Here is a 16,419-nt window from a genome sequence, read left to right on the forward strand (position 1 = left end):
CGGGCTGCCGGAGCTGCTAACCCGATTACTTCTTGGCCGACGGCAGCTTCGAGACGAGCCGCAGCGACACGGTCAGTCCTTCGAGCTGGTAATGCGGGCGCAGGAAAAACTTCGCGCCGTAATAGCCCGGATTGCCCTCGACTTCTTCCACCACGACTTCCGCACCGGCGAGCGGTTTGCGCGCCTTGTCGGCCTCGGTCGCGGTGGCCGGGTTGTTTTCCACGTACTGGCCGATCCAGTTGTTCAACCAGATCTCCATGTCGCGGCGTTCCTTGAACGAACCGATCTTGTCGCGCACGATGCATTTCAGGTAATGCGCGAAGCGGCAAGTCGCGAACAGGTATGGCAAGCGCGCCGCGAGGTTGGCGTTGGCGGTCGCGTCGGGATCCTCGTATTCAGCGGGACGCTGCAAAGACTGCGCGCCGATGAAGGCGGCGAAATCCGTGTTCTTCTTGTGAATGAGCGGCATGAAGCCGTTCTTCGCGAGCTCCGCTTCGCGGCGGTCGCTGATCGCGATTTCGGTCGGACAGGTCATGTCGACACCGCCGTCGTCCGACGGGAACGCGTGCACCGGCAAACCTTCGATCGCCCCACCCGATTCGATGCCGCGAATCTGCGAGCACCAGCCATAGGTCTTGAACGAGCGGTTGATGTTGACGGCCATCGCATACGCGGCGTTCGACCACGTGTAGTTCTTCGGGTCGCCGCTCGTCTCTTCCTCGAAGTCGAATTCCTCGACCGGATTCGTATTCGCGCCGTAGGGTGCGCGCGCAAGGAAGCGCGGCATCGTCAGGCCGACGTAGCGTGCGTCGTCCGAATCGCGGAACGAACGCCATGCGGCATGCTCGGGCGTCTGAAAAATCTTGGTCAAATCGCGCGGATTGGCGAGCTCCTGCCACGAGTCCATCAGCATGACGGCCGGATCGGCCGCGCTAATGAACGGCGCATGCGCCGCGGCCGCGATCTTCGCCATCGAACTGAGCAATTCGACATCAGGCGCGCTGTTGTCGAAGTAGTAATCGGCGACCAGTGCGCCGAACGGTTCACCGCCGAACTGGCCGTATTCTTCTTCGTAGATCTTCTTGAACACCGGGCTTTGATCCCACGCGGTGCCCTTGTATTTCTTGAGGGTCTTGCCCAGTTCGTTCTTCGAAACGTTGAAGACGCGGATCTTTAGCATCTCGTCGGTCTCGGTGTTATTCACCAGATAATGCAAGCCGCGCCAGGCGCTTTCGAGTGCCTGGAACTCCTCGTTGTGCAGGATCTGATGAATCTGCTCGGTGAGCTTCTTGTCGATCTGGGCAATCAACGCGCCGACGGTGGCCAGCACGTCGCTCGACACCAGATGGGTGCCGGCGAGCGCCTGCACCGCGAGTGTCTTGACGGCCTCTTCGACGGCCTCTTTCGCCTTGTCGGTTTTCGGCTTGAATTCCCTTTGCAGCAGGCTCGCGAACTCGCTGAGCTCAACGGTCTCGCCGCCTGGCGACGCTTGTGATTCGGTACTGGTCTCGGCCATGTGAAACTCCGTCGGTAGCGATTGAGGTTATTCCTGCGGCTTCGGGGCCGAGGTGAGCGCCTGCATCAACGCCGGCTGCTCGAGCAGTTGCGCGATCAGACTTTCCGCGCCGGTCTTGCCGTCCATGTAGGTCAAAAGATTGGCGAGCTGCGAGCGCGCTTCGAGCAACTGGTTGAGCGAGCCGACCTTGCGGGCGATCGCCGCGGGCGAGAAGTCGTCCATGCTCTCGAAGGTCATATCGACCGAGAGATTGCCTTCGCCCGTGAGGGTGTTCGGCACCTGGATCGCCACGCGCGGCTTGGTCGCCTTCATCCGCTCGTCGAAGTTGTCGACGTCGATCTCGAGGAACTTGCGATCGGCGACCGGTGCGAGCGGGTCAGCCGGTTTGCCGGACAGATCGGCAAGCACGCCCATGACGAACGGGATCTGCACTTTCTTCTGCGATCCGTACACCTCGACGTCATACTCGATCTGGACGCGCGGCGCCCGGTTTCGAGCGATGAATTTCTGACTGCTTTCCTTGGCCACGATGACTCTCCGCTTACGAAGGGGTTGCTGGGATTACTCCGACTGAATGCCGCCCACCTGGCGGACGGATGCCATGCTTTCCGGCGCGAGGTCCGCGACGATTTCGAGGAAATTCATCGTCACGAGGCGCCGCGCGCGCTGCAGCATCAGGGGCACGGGGCTCGACGGTTCGTGGCGCTCGTAATACGCGCAGAGTTTGTCGAGCAGACGCGTGACGTCGTCGCGGCCGGTGATTTCATCCTTGCGTGCAGGGGCCTTCGCGCCGGATTGGGTGGCGTCGCCGTCTGCGTTGTTCGCGGCGGCTGCTTCGCCCGCTTCGACTGCATCCGCCGGCGCGCGGCGCTGCAAGCGCTGGGCCGTGAAATCGCGGGCGCGTTTGAGCAGCCGGGTGAGTTCGGTGAGATCGATGGCGCGTGCGGCACCCACCCGTTGCGTGAGCTGCGATTCGATGTGTTCGATGCGTGCGCAGGCTTCCTCGAGCACCGCTGCGGACTGCTGCAACACGCCGAGATCGACGTTCAGGAAGATCCCTTCGATCAGCGTCGTCGTCGGCGCTTCCTCGCCTTCCGGGGCCGGCATCTCGCCGTTGGCGATCTCGATGTCGCGCAGACTCACGCGTCCCGCCACGCCGGCGTCGATGAGCGGCGCGGCCTTCAGCGTGCGCAACACGGTAGTGGGTTCGATCAGCGCGGAGAGCGCGTTGACGCGCATCGTCGGATCGTTGTCGTCGTCCGGATCGAGTTGCGGGTGCACGTGGTCCCAGTGCGCGTCGAGCAGGCGGTCGAGCACTACCAGACCATCAGTGAACCCGGCGATGCCTTCGGTTTCGAGCATCGCGCGGGTCAGGTGGATGGCAATGCGCAGATCGCGCGTGCGAGTGAATAACGCGAGGCAGGCTTTGCGGATCGCTTTCCAGTCAGGCGGCTCGCCCGCAATGACCGTCGCGCCGAACTGCGCTTCTTCCTTACCCTTGGCGAGTTCTTCGAGCTCGAGAAAAGCCGCGTCGTATTCCAGGTCGCTGCCGCACGGCGCGTCCACGGATAACTCGGTCAGGATTGCATCGGCATCGAACACGTTCACCCCTTTTTTTTGATTGCGGGGTGAATTATTGAGAGGGTGCGTTTCCCAAACGTTTCCGTGGTGGGTTGCCCTTTATTGAAGAATCGACCAGGACCCTTTTGGAAAGTGCTGAGATACTTCATGTTTCAGCCATTTGAATACCCAGACATCGTTCTCGACGTAGCCAATGACGAAAGCGCTGCCTGACCCACGAGTGCCTGAGCGCAGATAGCTCTGATGCGTCTCGGCTTCTGTCATCGTTTCCCCTCCGGCTTCAGAAATCGACAAACGCCGCCTTGAGACGGTGGGTTGCAGGCTCGCTTTCGCCGAGTACATCATGATCTCGGCGACATCCCTTCCTGCCTGACTGGTGACGATTTCACGACTGGGTGGAGATATGCGCTACATAGGTCTCCGTGACGACGAATCTGCAGCCAGTCAACATGCTGGTCAAGAAATATCGGCACCCAGACTCAGTTAGCGTAGTCATCGGTACGTATTCGCAACTCTGGTTTTTCCAGGGCAGCCAGTAAACCTGTTGCACGTCCCCTTTCTGATGCGGCTCAACGTTTCCCAGTTCGTATCCGCCTAGCACGGATGTGGCGCTAACCGGTAGTGGACCCGCAGGGTTTGTGCGACTCCGTTCGGCATCCAGTAGGCCAGTCATCCGTATCACGCCGAGCGTGTTGTTACCGGTTGCCGCCTTAACCTCACTCCAGAATGATGCAAGAGCGTGGGTAGTCGACTCTGACATACCTTGCTTCTGCTCGAAATGTTCCTTGGGTACGCTCATGCTGCACTCCTTTGAATGATCGCCGCCCGTTCATTCCTGCTCACCGCGGGCAGCATCACGGCTGCATGAAGAGGCATCTATTGCATCGGCAACGGCTGGCACGCTTCCCGACTGCAGCCGGGAAGCGTGCGAGGGTCCCTACCGCTTGCTCACATCCGGCACATCCACCCCCGCCGTGCGCGCGACGTTGTACCAGCGGATCGATTCCGCGTAATCGCGCGGCACGTCACCCGCGCCGTTCCCGTAGATGTCGCCTAGCTGCTTCGCCGCCTGACCGTTGCCGCCACGCGCCGCGCGTTTGTAGAGCCGTACCGCGTCGTTAAGCTTGCCTTCCCCTTGCAGCTTCGCCGCCTGCGCAAGCAGATCGGCGGACGAGACTTTCGGCTCGGCGGCAGCGGGCGATTCGGTCGGCTTGGCGGCGACCGTGGGCGCAGTTGTGCCGAGCGGCGTTGCTTGTGCGTTGGCCGCGTTGGCCGCATTTGCTTGTAAAGGCGTCGGTGACAAAGACGTCGGGGCAGCATGCGACGCCACTACGCTGCTAACCGGCGCCCCAGCTTGAGCAGCGGTCGTATGCGGCGTCTGCACTGCGGCAACGGCGGTTGATGCCGCCGTCGGTGCAGCATTCGGCTTGGCAGCTTTACTCGCGCTCACCACCGCTTCTGAAGCGCGGTTCTTCGCCAGCGCCTCGCGCGCGCGGCGCTCGGCGTCGGCAGCGGATGCAGCCTTCAAACGTGCGGCTTCGCGCTGCGCCGTGCTCGCGCTGCTTGCGCTGCCTGTGGTGCTTGTGGCCACGGCCGTATTCGTGGCGCCTGAGGCGCTCGCACTGCCCGTCGCGCTCGCGGGTGGCGTCTGCGCAATCCGTGCCTCGGCACCAGACGCAGAACCTTGCGACGCAGATGCCTCTGCCGCTTTTCCAGCCGTGAGCGACGATGACCCATTCGCATTGACCGGCGGCGCCACGCTTGCCGAGGACCCGCCGCCGCTCGCCGGAACCGGCGCGCTTTGCCTGAGCATGAAATAGCCGCCTCCGCCCACGGCCAACACGGCCACCGACGCGACCGCGATCAGCACGGTCCTGCCGGACTTCTTCGCAACCGGCGCAACCCGCACCGACCCATCGCTCGAAGCCGCCGGCAACCCCGGCTGACCTGGCCGATCGAGCGCGAGCCGCGTGCCCCCTTCCGCTACCCCCTCATCACGCACACCGGAGCGGGACGCCGCCGAATCATCGCCGTGCAGCTTCGCCAGCTTGCGGCGCGCGAGATCCGCATACGTCCCGTTCGGAAACTTCGCGATATAAAGCTCGAATTCGTCCGGATCGCTGCTGTCCTTAATGGTCTTCCAGAACTCGATCTCAACCGCACTCGAATCGTTCGTGACGCGCGTGCCGCGAGCCGCCCCGGTCTCGCCCGGCGGCCTGGCCCGCGCCGCGGCCACGGCGAGCATGGTCGCTTCGTCCTCGTCGATCGCCTGACCGGCAAGCGCGCGCTGCAGATCTTCCTTGAACGCCCGCGCATACGGATAACGTTCCTCGGGATTTTTCGCGAGCGCACGGAACACGATCGCGTCGAAAACCGGGTCGAGCGCCGGATTCTGCACCGACGGCGGCACCGGGTCGTCCTGGATGATCTGTCGCTGCACGGCCCAGTGGCCGTCGCCGACAAACGGCCGCTTCATGGTCAGCAACTGATACAGCACGATGCCGGCCGCGAAGATGTCGGAGCGCGTGCCGACCGGATTGCCCATCGCCTGTTCGGGCGACATATAGCTAGGCGTCCCGACCATCGTGCCGGCCTGGGTGCCGTCGCTGCCGGTATCCGACAGACGCGCGACGCCGAAGTCGGTCAGCTTGACACGCATCTGCGCGTCGAGCATCACGTTCGCCGGCTTCACGTCGCGGTGCACGATGCCTTGCTCGTGCGCGTAGCCGAGCGCGTCGAGCAATTCGCCGGTCATGCGTACCGCGTCCTTCACGGCGAACTGCGTGCCCTTGTCGAGGTACGCCTTGAGCTCCTCGCCGCGAATCAGCTCCATCACGATATAGGCGACGTTATTCTCTTCGCCGAAATCGAACACGCCGACAATATGCGGATGGCTCAGCCGTGCCACGGCCTGCGCTTCCCGCTCGAAGCGCACCTGATATTCGGCCGCCATTTCCGGATCGGAGAGCTGGCTCTTGAGAATAGTCTTGATCGCGACCGGCCGGTTCAGTTTCGGATCGACGCCCTCATAGACGACCCCCATCGCACCGCGCCCAAGCACGCGCCGGATCTGATATCTGCCGAGTTGTTGTAGCTCTTCCATCGCTGCGGCCGCTCAAGGCGGCGTGCCCCCCATGAAAACGTGCGGAAGATCGATCGATTCGCCGGACTCGCGCGCCCGGCGCTGCCAGTACACGGCACACGCATAATCGCGCGCGACGTCGCCCTCGCCGCCGTACAGGTTGCCAAGACGTTTTTGCGCGGGGCCATAGCCCGCTACGGCTGCGATGCCGTACCACCCAAGCGCTTCTTCGAGCCGGCCGGCCGCGTCGTACAGTTGCGCGCAGTGATAGGCCGCAAGCCGGTCCACCGCTGCGCTGGGTTGCCCGGCGCAGCGCGGATCGTCCATGCGCGCGAGCGGCACGCGGTGGGGTGCCTCGGCCGTTTCCTTCGGCACGTGCGCGGGTGGCGGCAGCGGGTAACCGAGCGGGCACGCCGCTTGTGGCTCTGCAGCGACGGCAGAGACGGCAGAGACAGTCGCGACGGCAGTGGCGATGACAGCGGTCCACCATACGGCCGCGGCGAATGTGGACACAATCGTCCGTTTCAGGAACCACCTTGCTAGCCGCTTCACAAGCGCCGTCATAAGCGATTGCGTGAGCACTCTGACGAGCGAGTTCACGGACAAACCTCCGCAGCGCGCAACCGCACGCTCTCGTCGCGCGGTTCGGCGACGGCATGATCGGCGAGTCGGCACGGCGCGGGCTGGCGCACCTCGAGATCGCCCTCATGCGGATAGGTCTGAACCTGCGCGAGATCGCCGGCGAATCCGTACTTCACCTTGAGCGTGAATTCGTCCTCCTGATGCATCTGGTTCACCATCGCCGACTGAATCCCCGCCTGCACCGAGGAAATCGCGCTGATCAGCACGTTATTGCCGAGGCACGGCCCCATGTTGACGCGCGCGCAGTTGACCTTCGTGCCGATCGAGAAGCGGGTCTGCTGGCCGTTTGGCAGCAGGAAAAACGCGTCGAAGCCGGACACGAGCGACAGCTTGCCGACGTTGTTCAAAGCGAACTCGCCTGGCCGCGCCGCGCCGATATTCTGGGTCGCTTTCGACGTGAGCGTGATGCTGTTCGCGCTCACCGACGCACCGCTCGCCGTTGTGACGGGACCGCCCGCGACCACCGTGAGTGCGTCGCCGATCAGCGTGGCGCCGAACGTCGTGGCGCCGCCGCTTGTCGTCGACAAGGTGCCGGCCGTGCCGGAGACGGTGAGCGCACCGCCCGCCGTCACGTTCATCGTGCCCGGTGTCGACAGTGCCAACGCGAGATCCTGCGCACTCTTGAGCGAGCCGCCTGCGGCGCGAGCGGTAACCAGTGCGCCGAAGGTGTTGTCCAGATCGAGAATCAGATTGCCGTTCGGCGTGCTGAGCGTGGTCGCGCCGCTCACCTGCAGCGCGCCGGTCTGTGTGATGTCGCCGCCCGCGCTCGCATTCAGCGACGCCACATTGGACGCGCCGAAGTTCAGCGCGGCCGCGCTGTTCACGCTGGCCGGTCCGCCGCTCAATTGCAGCGCGTTGCCGAATTGATTGGCCTGGTTGAGCGTGATCGCGGCGCCGCCGGTCGTCGCAATCGAGGTCGTACCCGTGATCGTCGCGGCGGCAGATTGCGTGACGGCGCCATCCGACTGCAATTTCAGATTCGCGAGCGTCGTCGTGCCGAGCTGGATGCCGCCCGTGTCGGCGCTGAGCGCGAGCGACCCGCCGCCGGTGAACGTCGTCGCACCGGTGAAGTGATTGAAGGCGTTGGCGGCGTTGAGCGTCGAGCCGGCGCCGATGTCGAACGTGGCGCCGCGCACGTTGAGCGCGCCAGACAAGGTGTCGAGGCCGCCACTCGCGACGAGCGTGCTGCCGTCGAGCAGGCTGACGTTGTTGCCGAGCGTGGCGCCGGCGAGCGCGAGCGTGGCGCCGCCGTTCACCGTCGCGAGACCGCTGCCGAGCGAACCGCCGGCGCCCACGGCCAGTGTGCCTTGGATGATCGACGTGCCGCCGGTATAGCTATCGGCGCCGTTCAACGTAACGAGGCCCGCGCCCTGCTTGTTCAGCGACTGGCCTGTGCCGCCGTCGCGAATCACGCCGTTGACGGTGAGCGTTGCGCTCGACGCGGCCGATATCGTGCTGCCGCCGCTCAGCGTGATGAGCCCGTTGGCGACACCATTGCCGGTTGTCGTTTCCAGCGTGCCGCCCGCCAGCGTGAGGGCATTCGCCAGGGTGTTCTGCAGATCGAGCGAGGCGCCGCTGCCGACTGTGATCGCGCCGGTCGAAGCGCCTGCCGTACCGCTGTTCTTCAGTGCCAGCGTGCCGGCAGTCACGGCGGTGCCGCCGGTGTAGGTCTGGGCCGTGTCGAAGCTCAGCGTGCCGGTGTTCTGCTTGCTCACCGCGCCGCCGCCGCTGATAGCGCCGTCGAAGGTGCTGTTCGACGCCTGGTCGAAGACGAGACGTGTGCCGCCGGCAAGCGCGATGTTGCCGTTCAGGCTGGCCGTATTGCCTTGCAACGTGCCGCCTGTCACGCTCGTGCCGCCCGTGAAGCTGCTGACGCCGTTCAGCGTCACGAGGCCCGCTCCACCGACGACCAACGCCCCCGCCGATGCGCCGTTGCCGAGTGCACCGTTGATCGTGAGTGCGGCGTTGCTGCCGGTCGCGAAGAGGCTGCTGCCGTCGAGCGTCACCGCGCCGTTCACGATGCCGCTACCCGTGCTCGTCTCCAGGGTCCCGCCGTTTAATGTCACCGCGTTTGCAAGCGTGTTCTGCACGTCCAGCGCCGCGCCGCTGCTCACCGTGAGCGCGCCTGCCGAAGCGCCCGCTGTGCCGTTGCCCGTCAGGGTCAACGTACCGTTCGTCACGCTCGTGCCGCCGGTATAGGTTTGGTCCGTACCGATCGTCAAGGTGCCGCCGTTCTGTTTTGTCACCGCGCCGGCGCCGCTGATCTTGCCGTTGAAAGTGCCGTTCGATGCCTGGTCGAACACCAGCCCCGTCCCGCCGGCTAGCGCGAAGTCGCCTTGCAGACTGGTGGTATTGCCCTGCAGTGCGCCGCCCGTTACCGTCGTGCCGCCGCTGTAGCTCTGCGCGCCATTGAGCGTTAGCGTGCCGGCACTCTGCTTCGTGACCGCACCCGCACCGCTAATCGAGCCGTTGAAGGTACCGTTCGCCGCCTGATCGAACACCAGCGAAGTGGCGCTCGCGAGACCGATATGGCCTTGCAGGCTGGTGGCATTGCCCTGCAGCGTACCGCCCGCAACCGCCGTGCCGCCGCTGTAGGTGTTCAGGCCGGTCAGCACCACTGTTCCCGGTCCGCTGACCGTCAGCAAGCCTTTCGATGTGCCATCGCCGATGACGCCGTTTACCGTCAGTCTGGCGCCGCTTCCAGTTGCAAACGTGTTGCTGCCGTTCAACGTGACGCCGCCGTTCGCGATGCCGCTGCCGGTTGTGGTTTCCAGCGTGCCGCCGCCGGTCAGCGTCAATGCGTTGGCAAGCGTGTTCCGTACATCCAGTGCCGCGCCGCTGCCCACCGTGATCGCGCCTGTCGAAGCGCCCGCTGTGCCGGTGCCGGTCAGGGCTAAGGTGCCGCCGTTGATCGTCGTGCCGCCGCTGAAGGTATTCATGCCGGTCAACACGACCGTGCCCGCCCCGCTGACGGTCAGCGCTCCGGCGGGCGTACCGTCGGCAATCACGCTGTTGACAGTCAGCGTCGCGTTGCTGCCAGTCGAGAACGCGTTGCTGCCGTTCAGCGTCACCAGGCCGCTGACGATACCGGTACCGGTCGTTGTCTCCAGCGTCCCGCCGGTTAGCGCCACGGCATTGGCCAGTGTGTTCTGCACATCCAGCGCTGCACCGCTGCCGATACTGATCGCTGAAGTGCCTGCGGTCCCGTTTCCGGCTAGTGCCAACGTGCCACCCGTGACGCTCGTGCCGCCGCCATAGTTTTGCGTCGTGTCGAACGTCAGCGTGCCGGTGTTCTGTTTCGTGACCGCACCCGTCCCACCGATCGTGCCGCTGAACGTGCCGTTCGATGCCTGATCGAAGACCAGCGAGGCGTTGTTCGTGATGCTGCCCTGCAGGCTCTGCGTATTGCCCTGCAGCGTGCCACCGCTCACCAGCGTGCCGCCGGAGTACGTGTTGACTCCGCCCAGCACCACCGTCCCCGGCCCGCTCACGGTGAGTGCAGTCGGCGACGCGCCGCCGCTCACTGCCCCGCTTACCGTGAGCGTCGCGCCGGAACCGGTCGCAAAAGTGCCGCTGCCGCTCAGCGCAACCGTTCCGCTCACGGTGCCGGCGCCGGTGGTCGTCTCCAGTGTGCCGCCGTTCAACGTCACCGCATTGGCGAGTGTGTCCTGCACATCCAGCGCTGCACCGCTGCCCACTGTGATCGCTGAAGTGCCGGCCATGCCGCCGCCCGTCAGGGCCAACGTGCCGCCCGTGACGCTCGTGCCGCCGCCATAGTTTTGCGTCGTGTCGAACGTCAGCGTGCCGGTGTTCTTCTTCGTGACCGCACCGGTCCCACCGATCGTGCCGCTGAACGTGCCGTTCGATGCCTGATCGAAGACCAGCGAGGCGTTGTTCGTGATGCTGCCCTGCAGGCTCTGCGTATTGCCCTGCAGCGTGCCACCGCTCACCAGCGTGCTGCCGGAGTACGTGTTGACTCCGGTTAACACTACGGTGCCCGTACCGTTCACGATCAGCGCGCCGGCAGGCGTACCGTCGACAACAGCGCCGCTAACAGTCAATGTCGCGTTATTGCCAGTCGCAAACGTGTTGCTACCGTTCAGCGTGACGACGCCGTTCGCGATGCCGCTGCCGGTTGTGGTTTCCAGCGTGCCGCCGCCGGTCAGCGTCAATGCGTTGGCAATCGTGTTCCGTACATCCAGTGCCGCGCCGCTGCCCACCGTGATCGCGCCTGTCGAAGCGCCCGCTGTGCCGGTGCCGGTCACCGCCAACGTGCCACCGTTGATCGTCGTGCCACCGCTGAAGGTGTTGATGCCGGTCAGCACGACCGTGCCTGCCCCGCTGACGGTCAGCGCTCCGGCGGGCGTACCGTCGGCAATCACGCTGTTGACAGTCAGCGTCGCGTTGCTGCCAGTCGAGAACGCGTTGCTGCCGTTCAGCGTCACCAGGCCGTTCACGATACCGGTACCGGTAGTTGTCTCCAGCGTCCCGCCGGTTAGCGCCACGGCATTGGCCAGTGTGTTCTGCACATCCAGCGCTGCACCGCTGCCGACACTGATCGCTGAAGTGCCTGCGGTCCCGTTTCCGGCTAGTGCCAACGTGCCACCCGTGACGCTCGTGCCGCCGCCATAGTTTTGTGTCGTGTCGAACGTCAGCGTGCCGGTGTTCTGTTTCGTGACCGCACCGGTCCCACCGATCGTGCCGCTGAACGTGCCGTTCGATGCCTGATCGAAGACCAGCGAGGCGTTGTTCGTGATGCTGCCCCGCAGGCTCTGCGTATTGCCCTGCAGCGTGCCGCCGCTCACCAGCGTGCCGCCGGTATATGTATTGACTCCGCCCAGCACCACCGTCCCCGGCCCGCTCACGGTGAGTGCATCCGGCGATGCGCCGCCGCTCACTGCCCCGCTTACCGTGAGCGTCGCGCCGGAACCGGTCGCAAAAGTGCCACTGTTGCTCAGCGCAACCGTTCCGCTCACGGTGCCGGTGCGGGTGGTCGTTTCCAGCGTCCCGCCATTTAACGTCACCGCATTGGCCAGCGTGTTCTGCACATCCAGCGCTGCACCGCTGCCCACCGTGATCGCTGAAGTGCCGGCCATGCCGCCGCCCGTCAGGGCCAACGTGCCACCCGTGACGCTCGTGCCGCCGCCATAGTTTTGCGTCGTGTCGAACGTCAGCGTGCCGGTGTTCTGTTTCGTGACCGCACCCGTCCCACCGATCGTGCCGCTGAACGTGTCGTTCGTTGCCTGATCGAAGACCAGCGACGCGTTGTTCGTGATGCTGCCCCGCAGGCTCTGCGTATTGCCCTGCAGCGTGCCACCGCTCACCAGCGTGCCGCCGGTATAAGTGTTGCCTCCGCTCAGCACCACCGTCCCCGGCCCGCCCACGGTGAGGGCATTCGGCGATGCGCCGCCGCTCACCGTCCCGCTTACCGTGAGCGTCGCGCCGGAACCGGTCGCAAAAGTGCCGCTGCTGCTCAGCGCAACCGTTCCGCTCACGGTGCCGGCGCCGGTGGTCGTTTCCAGCGTCCCGCCATTTAACGTCACCGCGTTGGCAAGCGTGTTCTGCACGTCCAGCGCTGCACCGCTGTCCACCGTGATCGCGCCGGTCGAAGCGCCGGCGATGCTGGTCACCGCCAACGTGCCACCGTTGATCGTCGTGCCACCGCTGAAGGTATTAGTGCGGGTCAGCGTCACTGTGCCCGCACCGTTCACGGTCAGCACGCCTGCCGACGAACCATCGATAACGGCACCGCTGACAGTCAGCGTCGCGTTGCTGCCGGTCGAGAACGTGTTGCTGCCGTTCAGCGTCACCTGGCCGTTCACTGTGCCGCTACCTGTGGTCGTCTCCAGCGTCCCACCATTCAGCGCCACTCCATTGCCAAGTATGTTCTGCACATTCAGCGCAGCACCGCTGCCCACCGTGATCGCGCCTGTCGAAGCGCCTGCCGCACCGTTGCCGGTCAGGACCAACGTGCCATCCGTGACGTTCGTGCCGCCGCTATACGTGTTGCCCTGGCTCAGTTCGACAATCCCGCCGCTCAACGTCAATCCGCCCGACCCTGAAATCGAACTGCCGCTTGCCTGGGTTATCGTCCCACTCGCGTTCGTCAATCCAAGGCTGATCGCCCCCGTGCCCGAACTCAGGTTGCCAAGCGATATGCCGCCCGCCCCGGCGAGCATCGATATGTTGCCGCCGTCAGTCGACAGTGAATGACCATTCATCAGAATGGCATTGGTGGCCTCGAGCGATATCGATCCCTGCGAAGACGGCGTAGTCGTCGCGTTCAGCGCCAGATCCGCCATGAAGATGATGGAGTTCGTGGCCTGAAGCACAAGGTTGGTAGTCGACGAGAGCCCCACCAGCGTCGACGTCAACACATACGAATCATTCGCGCCCGCGGTGTAAGTGCCGCTTCCCGATGCCAAAGTCCCGCAGGTGCCGGGGTCTGTCGAGACGATGCACAGGTCGAACGGATCGAGCAGCAAGGTGCCGCGCTGACCGTGCAGCGCGCTCAGATCGACCGAGCCGTCCACGACGAACGCCCCCTTGCTCGATATTTCCGCGTTGCCGCCATTGCCGCCGTTGGCTCCACCGCGCGAGGCGATCGCTCCGGAAAATTGCGTGCGATCATTGGACCAGACGACGACCTGCCCACCATTACCCTGATCCATCGCGCTCGCGTCCAGCACCGCGCCCTTCTCGATGGTCGTCGTCGAGGCGTTCTGCAACGGCCCCGCGCCATGCGCGGCCCCGCCCACCAGGATCGTGCCGCCGCCTACCGCACCCGACGCGTCGAGTTTCGCCGTACCGGCGAGCGCCAACTGATCGCCGCTCACCGCAATATTGCCGCCGTGGCCGCTCGCCCCTGCGCCACTCGCGTCGAGCGTGCCGCTGATCGATACGATGCCTTGAGCGCCGCCGTTCAGTTGAATGTCTTCGCCATTCGAGCTGATCGACCGCGCGCGAATCACACCGCTGCTATTGATGACGGTATCCAGCGCACTGTCACGCGTCTGCGCGCTCAGCAACACCGGGCCGCCGGAGAAAATGGTGCCGCTGTGCGTAATACTGGCCTTCAGCGCACTCGCATCGACACTCACCGACAACGGACTCTCGGCGTCCAGCGTCATGCTGACGCGATCGCCCGCGGCCAGTGCCACGCCGCCTGTCGCGCTCACATTGCCGGCGTTGACGATCTGCGGCGCGATGAAAACCACCGCGCCGTCGCGCGCGTTCACCGCCCCCTGATTGACGATGCTACCGGCCGAACCGTCGTTCTGAAACGTATAGCGCCCAGCGAGGAAGTCGCTGTCGGAGATCCCGAGCGTCGACGCGACGAAACTGCCGGTGTTCACCGACGCTCCCGGCGCGAACAGCACGCCCGCCGGATTGACCAGAAAGACCTTGCCGGTCGCCGTGAGGCTGCCGAAGATCGACGACGGCGAGCCGCCCACCACCCGGTTGAGCGCGACGGAACTCGCATTGGGCTGAACGAACGTGACGTTGTTACCGTAACCGATCGAAAAGCTCTGCCAGTTGATGATCGCGCTACTGCTCCCCTGGTTGACCACCAGTTGCTGACCGTTGGGCTGCGTCACCGTGACATTGCCCGATACCACCTTGGCACCGCCCGGCAGGGTCTGCGCAAACACGGCCGCACTCGTCAGCAGCAGCGCGGACCCCACGACGAGCGCCAGCGCGCCTGGCGCCCATGAGAGGGCGCGCGTGCAATGACAGCTCTCGTCAAAAGCACGATCGGAGCGACTCACCGATCCGTTTTTCCGCCGCATCCCGTTTCCCCTGCGCACGGACCTCAGGTCCGCATCAAAAGAACTGCACCCATTGCACCCAGACGCGCGGCGTGTTGTCGTGCGTATCGGAGGTCGGCTTCCTGCCGCCGTGCCACGCGATGCTGGTGCGGAACAGGTACTTGTTAGGCGCGCCGAAGTTCATCCCGACTCCGTAGCTCAGCAGGCGCACGCTGTTGGACTGGCCGGGATCGGGTGCAGGCGCGTCGCCCGGTTTGGCGTTGGACCGGATGTAGCCGAAGTCGAAGAAGCTCGTCAGCACAAAGCCGCCTGCGCCGATATGCAGTCCCGGCACCGTGTAGCGCAATTCGAGCGTGGTGGCGAAGCCGTCGTCGCCGATCGCTTCGCCTTCGGGATAGCCGCGCACGCGGTTCGCGCCGCCCAGCGAAAACTTCTCCGCCGCAGTCAGATTCTTCGAGGCAGCCTGGCCGGACGCGGAGAAGAACAAGGCGAGATTCGGCGCGAGCTGCTGAAGACGCTGATAGTCGCCATAGAACTTCGTGAAGAAGCCCTTCGTGTGAAAACCGTTCACGCTGGCGTCATCGCTTTTCTCGGCGTCGCTGCCAAAGCTGAGCGTGCCGAACATCACGCCGGCGGTGTACACGTTGACATAGCCCGTGTCGCGCGAATCGCCGTTCACTTGAGCCTTCAGTCCAACGATGTTTTTCTGTTGCGCCTGCGCGCCGCTCTGCTTGTCGTTCAGCTGTTCATAAGTCAGACCCACCTGCGCGAACAGATTCACGTCCTTGCTTCGCTCGATAGGATGAAGGACGAACAGATTGACGACGTCGGCGGTGCCGTGCGCATTCAGGTCGGCGAACTCCTTGCCGAGCGAATAGTTGAGCCGGCCGTAGTCGATACCCACGCGCGTTCCCAGGTGCCCCACCGGCACGAGGTAGCTCACGTCGCCGAAGTCGCTCAGGTTCTGGTTGGTGATGAAGCCCTGCACCGTCAGCAGGTCGCCGATCCCGAGCGGGCTCACGAGACTGGCCTTCAGCCCCAGCCGATAGGCACCCGCATAGCGATTGCCGTAGTTGTCCACGTCGACTTCGCCGGTGATCCGCTTGGGTTTTTCGGCCAGCACCTCGACTTCGAGATCGGCGGTACCGACCTGTGCGCCGCGATTGAGCGTCGAACGAATCACCGCGCCGGGCAGATCGCGAATCAGCAGCAGCGGAGTTTCGACGGACTTCTCGGTAATGATGTCGCCTTCCTTCAATCGCGCGCGCAGCATGCCGAGCACCTGATCTTCGCTTACGCGTGCTTCGGCCGGGTAAGGATGCTTGACCGTGATCTTGCCGAGACGCCCTTCGAGAATGCCGATCGCCACGACACCGTCCGAAATGTTCTGCTTCGGCAGGAATGCGACGGCAAGGAAGTAGCCGCGCTGGCGATAGAGCGTCTTCACCTTGTCGACAATCTCGTTCAGACCGTCCAGATCGACCTCGTGAAACGCATACGGTGCGAGCAAGGCGGTCAGTTCCTCGCTCGAGATGACGGTGTTGCCGGTAAAGCGAAAACCCTGCGGCGTAAAGCGCAGATCGGGCGCTTCGACCTTCGGCGCCGGCGGCGTCTCGGGCGGCTTGACGACCACGTTCGGGTCGGCAGGCGGCACCTGGGCAGGCGGCTTGATCGCTTCGAGCAGTTGCCCCGAAGTGGGTGGGATCGGCGCAGTCTGCGGGAATGCTGGCCATGCGGCACACAGGCCTGCCGTCAGCAAGGCTGTGCGATGCAACACGTTAAAGCGTGTCGGCGTCCTGCACGGAAAAGATGGCATTGGATGAAAGCCC

Annotated in this window: 7 protein-coding genes; all 7 read right to left on the reverse strand. The window is 64.5% G+C overall.

The annotated features are described in order from the left end of the window. Positions 1-25: 25 nt before the first annotated feature. Positions 26-1,516: a type VI secretion system contractile sheath large subunit gene (gene tssC, locus DLM46_RS12775; protein ID WP_115101132.1), complete on the reverse strand. Its 1,491-nt coding sequence runs from the start codon at positions 1,514-1,516 to the stop codon at positions 26-28. 27 nt (positions 1,517-1,543) lie between these two features. Next, complete coding sequence (gene tssB, locus DLM46_RS12780) at positions 1,544-2,044, reverse strand: type VI secretion system contractile sheath small subunit (RefSeq protein ID WP_115101133.1); 501 nt, start codon at positions 2,042-2,044, stop codon at positions 1,544-1,546. 33 nt (positions 2,045-2,077) lie between these two features. Then, complete coding sequence (tssA, locus tag DLM46_RS12785; protein ID WP_244306138.1) at positions 2,078-3,118, reverse strand: type VI secretion system protein TssA; 1,041 nt, start codon at positions 3,116-3,118, stop codon at positions 2,078-2,080. Positions 3,119-4,034: 916 nt separating this feature from the next. Next, the gene (locus DLM46_RS12795; RefSeq protein WP_115101136.1) at positions 4,035-6,200 is read right to left on the reverse strand and encodes a serine/threonine-protein kinase; all 2,166 of its coding nucleotides are present in this window, start codon (positions 6,198-6,200) and stop codon (positions 4,035-4,037) included. Positions 6,201-6,212: 12 nt separating this feature from the next. After that, positions 6,213-6,779 carry an SEL1-like repeat protein gene (locus tag DLM46_RS12800; protein ID WP_115101137.1) on the reverse strand — a complete coding sequence of 189 codons (567 nt, stop codon included), beginning with the start codon at positions 6,777-6,779 and terminating at the stop codon, positions 6,213-6,215. Beyond that, entirely contained in the window at positions 6,776-14,590 is a 7,815-nt protein-coding gene (locus tag DLM46_RS12805; protein WP_165847964.1) for a beta strand repeat-containing protein, read from the reverse strand. The genes DLM46_RS12800 and DLM46_RS12805 overlap by 4 nt, the downstream gene beginning before the upstream one ends. Positions 14,591-14,645: 55 nt before the next feature. Further along, positions 14,646-16,367, reverse strand: coding sequence for a ShlB/FhaC/HecB family hemolysin secretion/activation protein (locus DLM46_RS12810; protein ID WP_165847965.1), 1,722 nt, complete (start codon positions 16,365-16,367; stop codon positions 14,646-14,648). Positions 16,368-16,419: the final 52 nt, after the last annotated feature.

It is taken from the genome of Paraburkholderia lacunae (genome assembly GCF_003353175.1).
In the GTDB taxonomy this organism is placed as follows: Bacteria; Pseudomonadota; Gammaproteobacteria; order Burkholderiales; family Burkholderiaceae; genus Paraburkholderia; species Paraburkholderia lacunae.

Coding starts and splice junctions, on each gene's coding strand:
- tssC (WP_115101132.1), bottom strand. CDS start 1,516: ATGGCCGAGACCAGTACCGAATCACAAGCGTCGCCAGGCGGCGAGACC.
- DLM46_RS12795 (WP_115101136.1), bottom strand. CDS start 6,200: ATGGAAGAGCTACAACAACTCGGCAGATATCAGATCCGGCGCGTGCTT.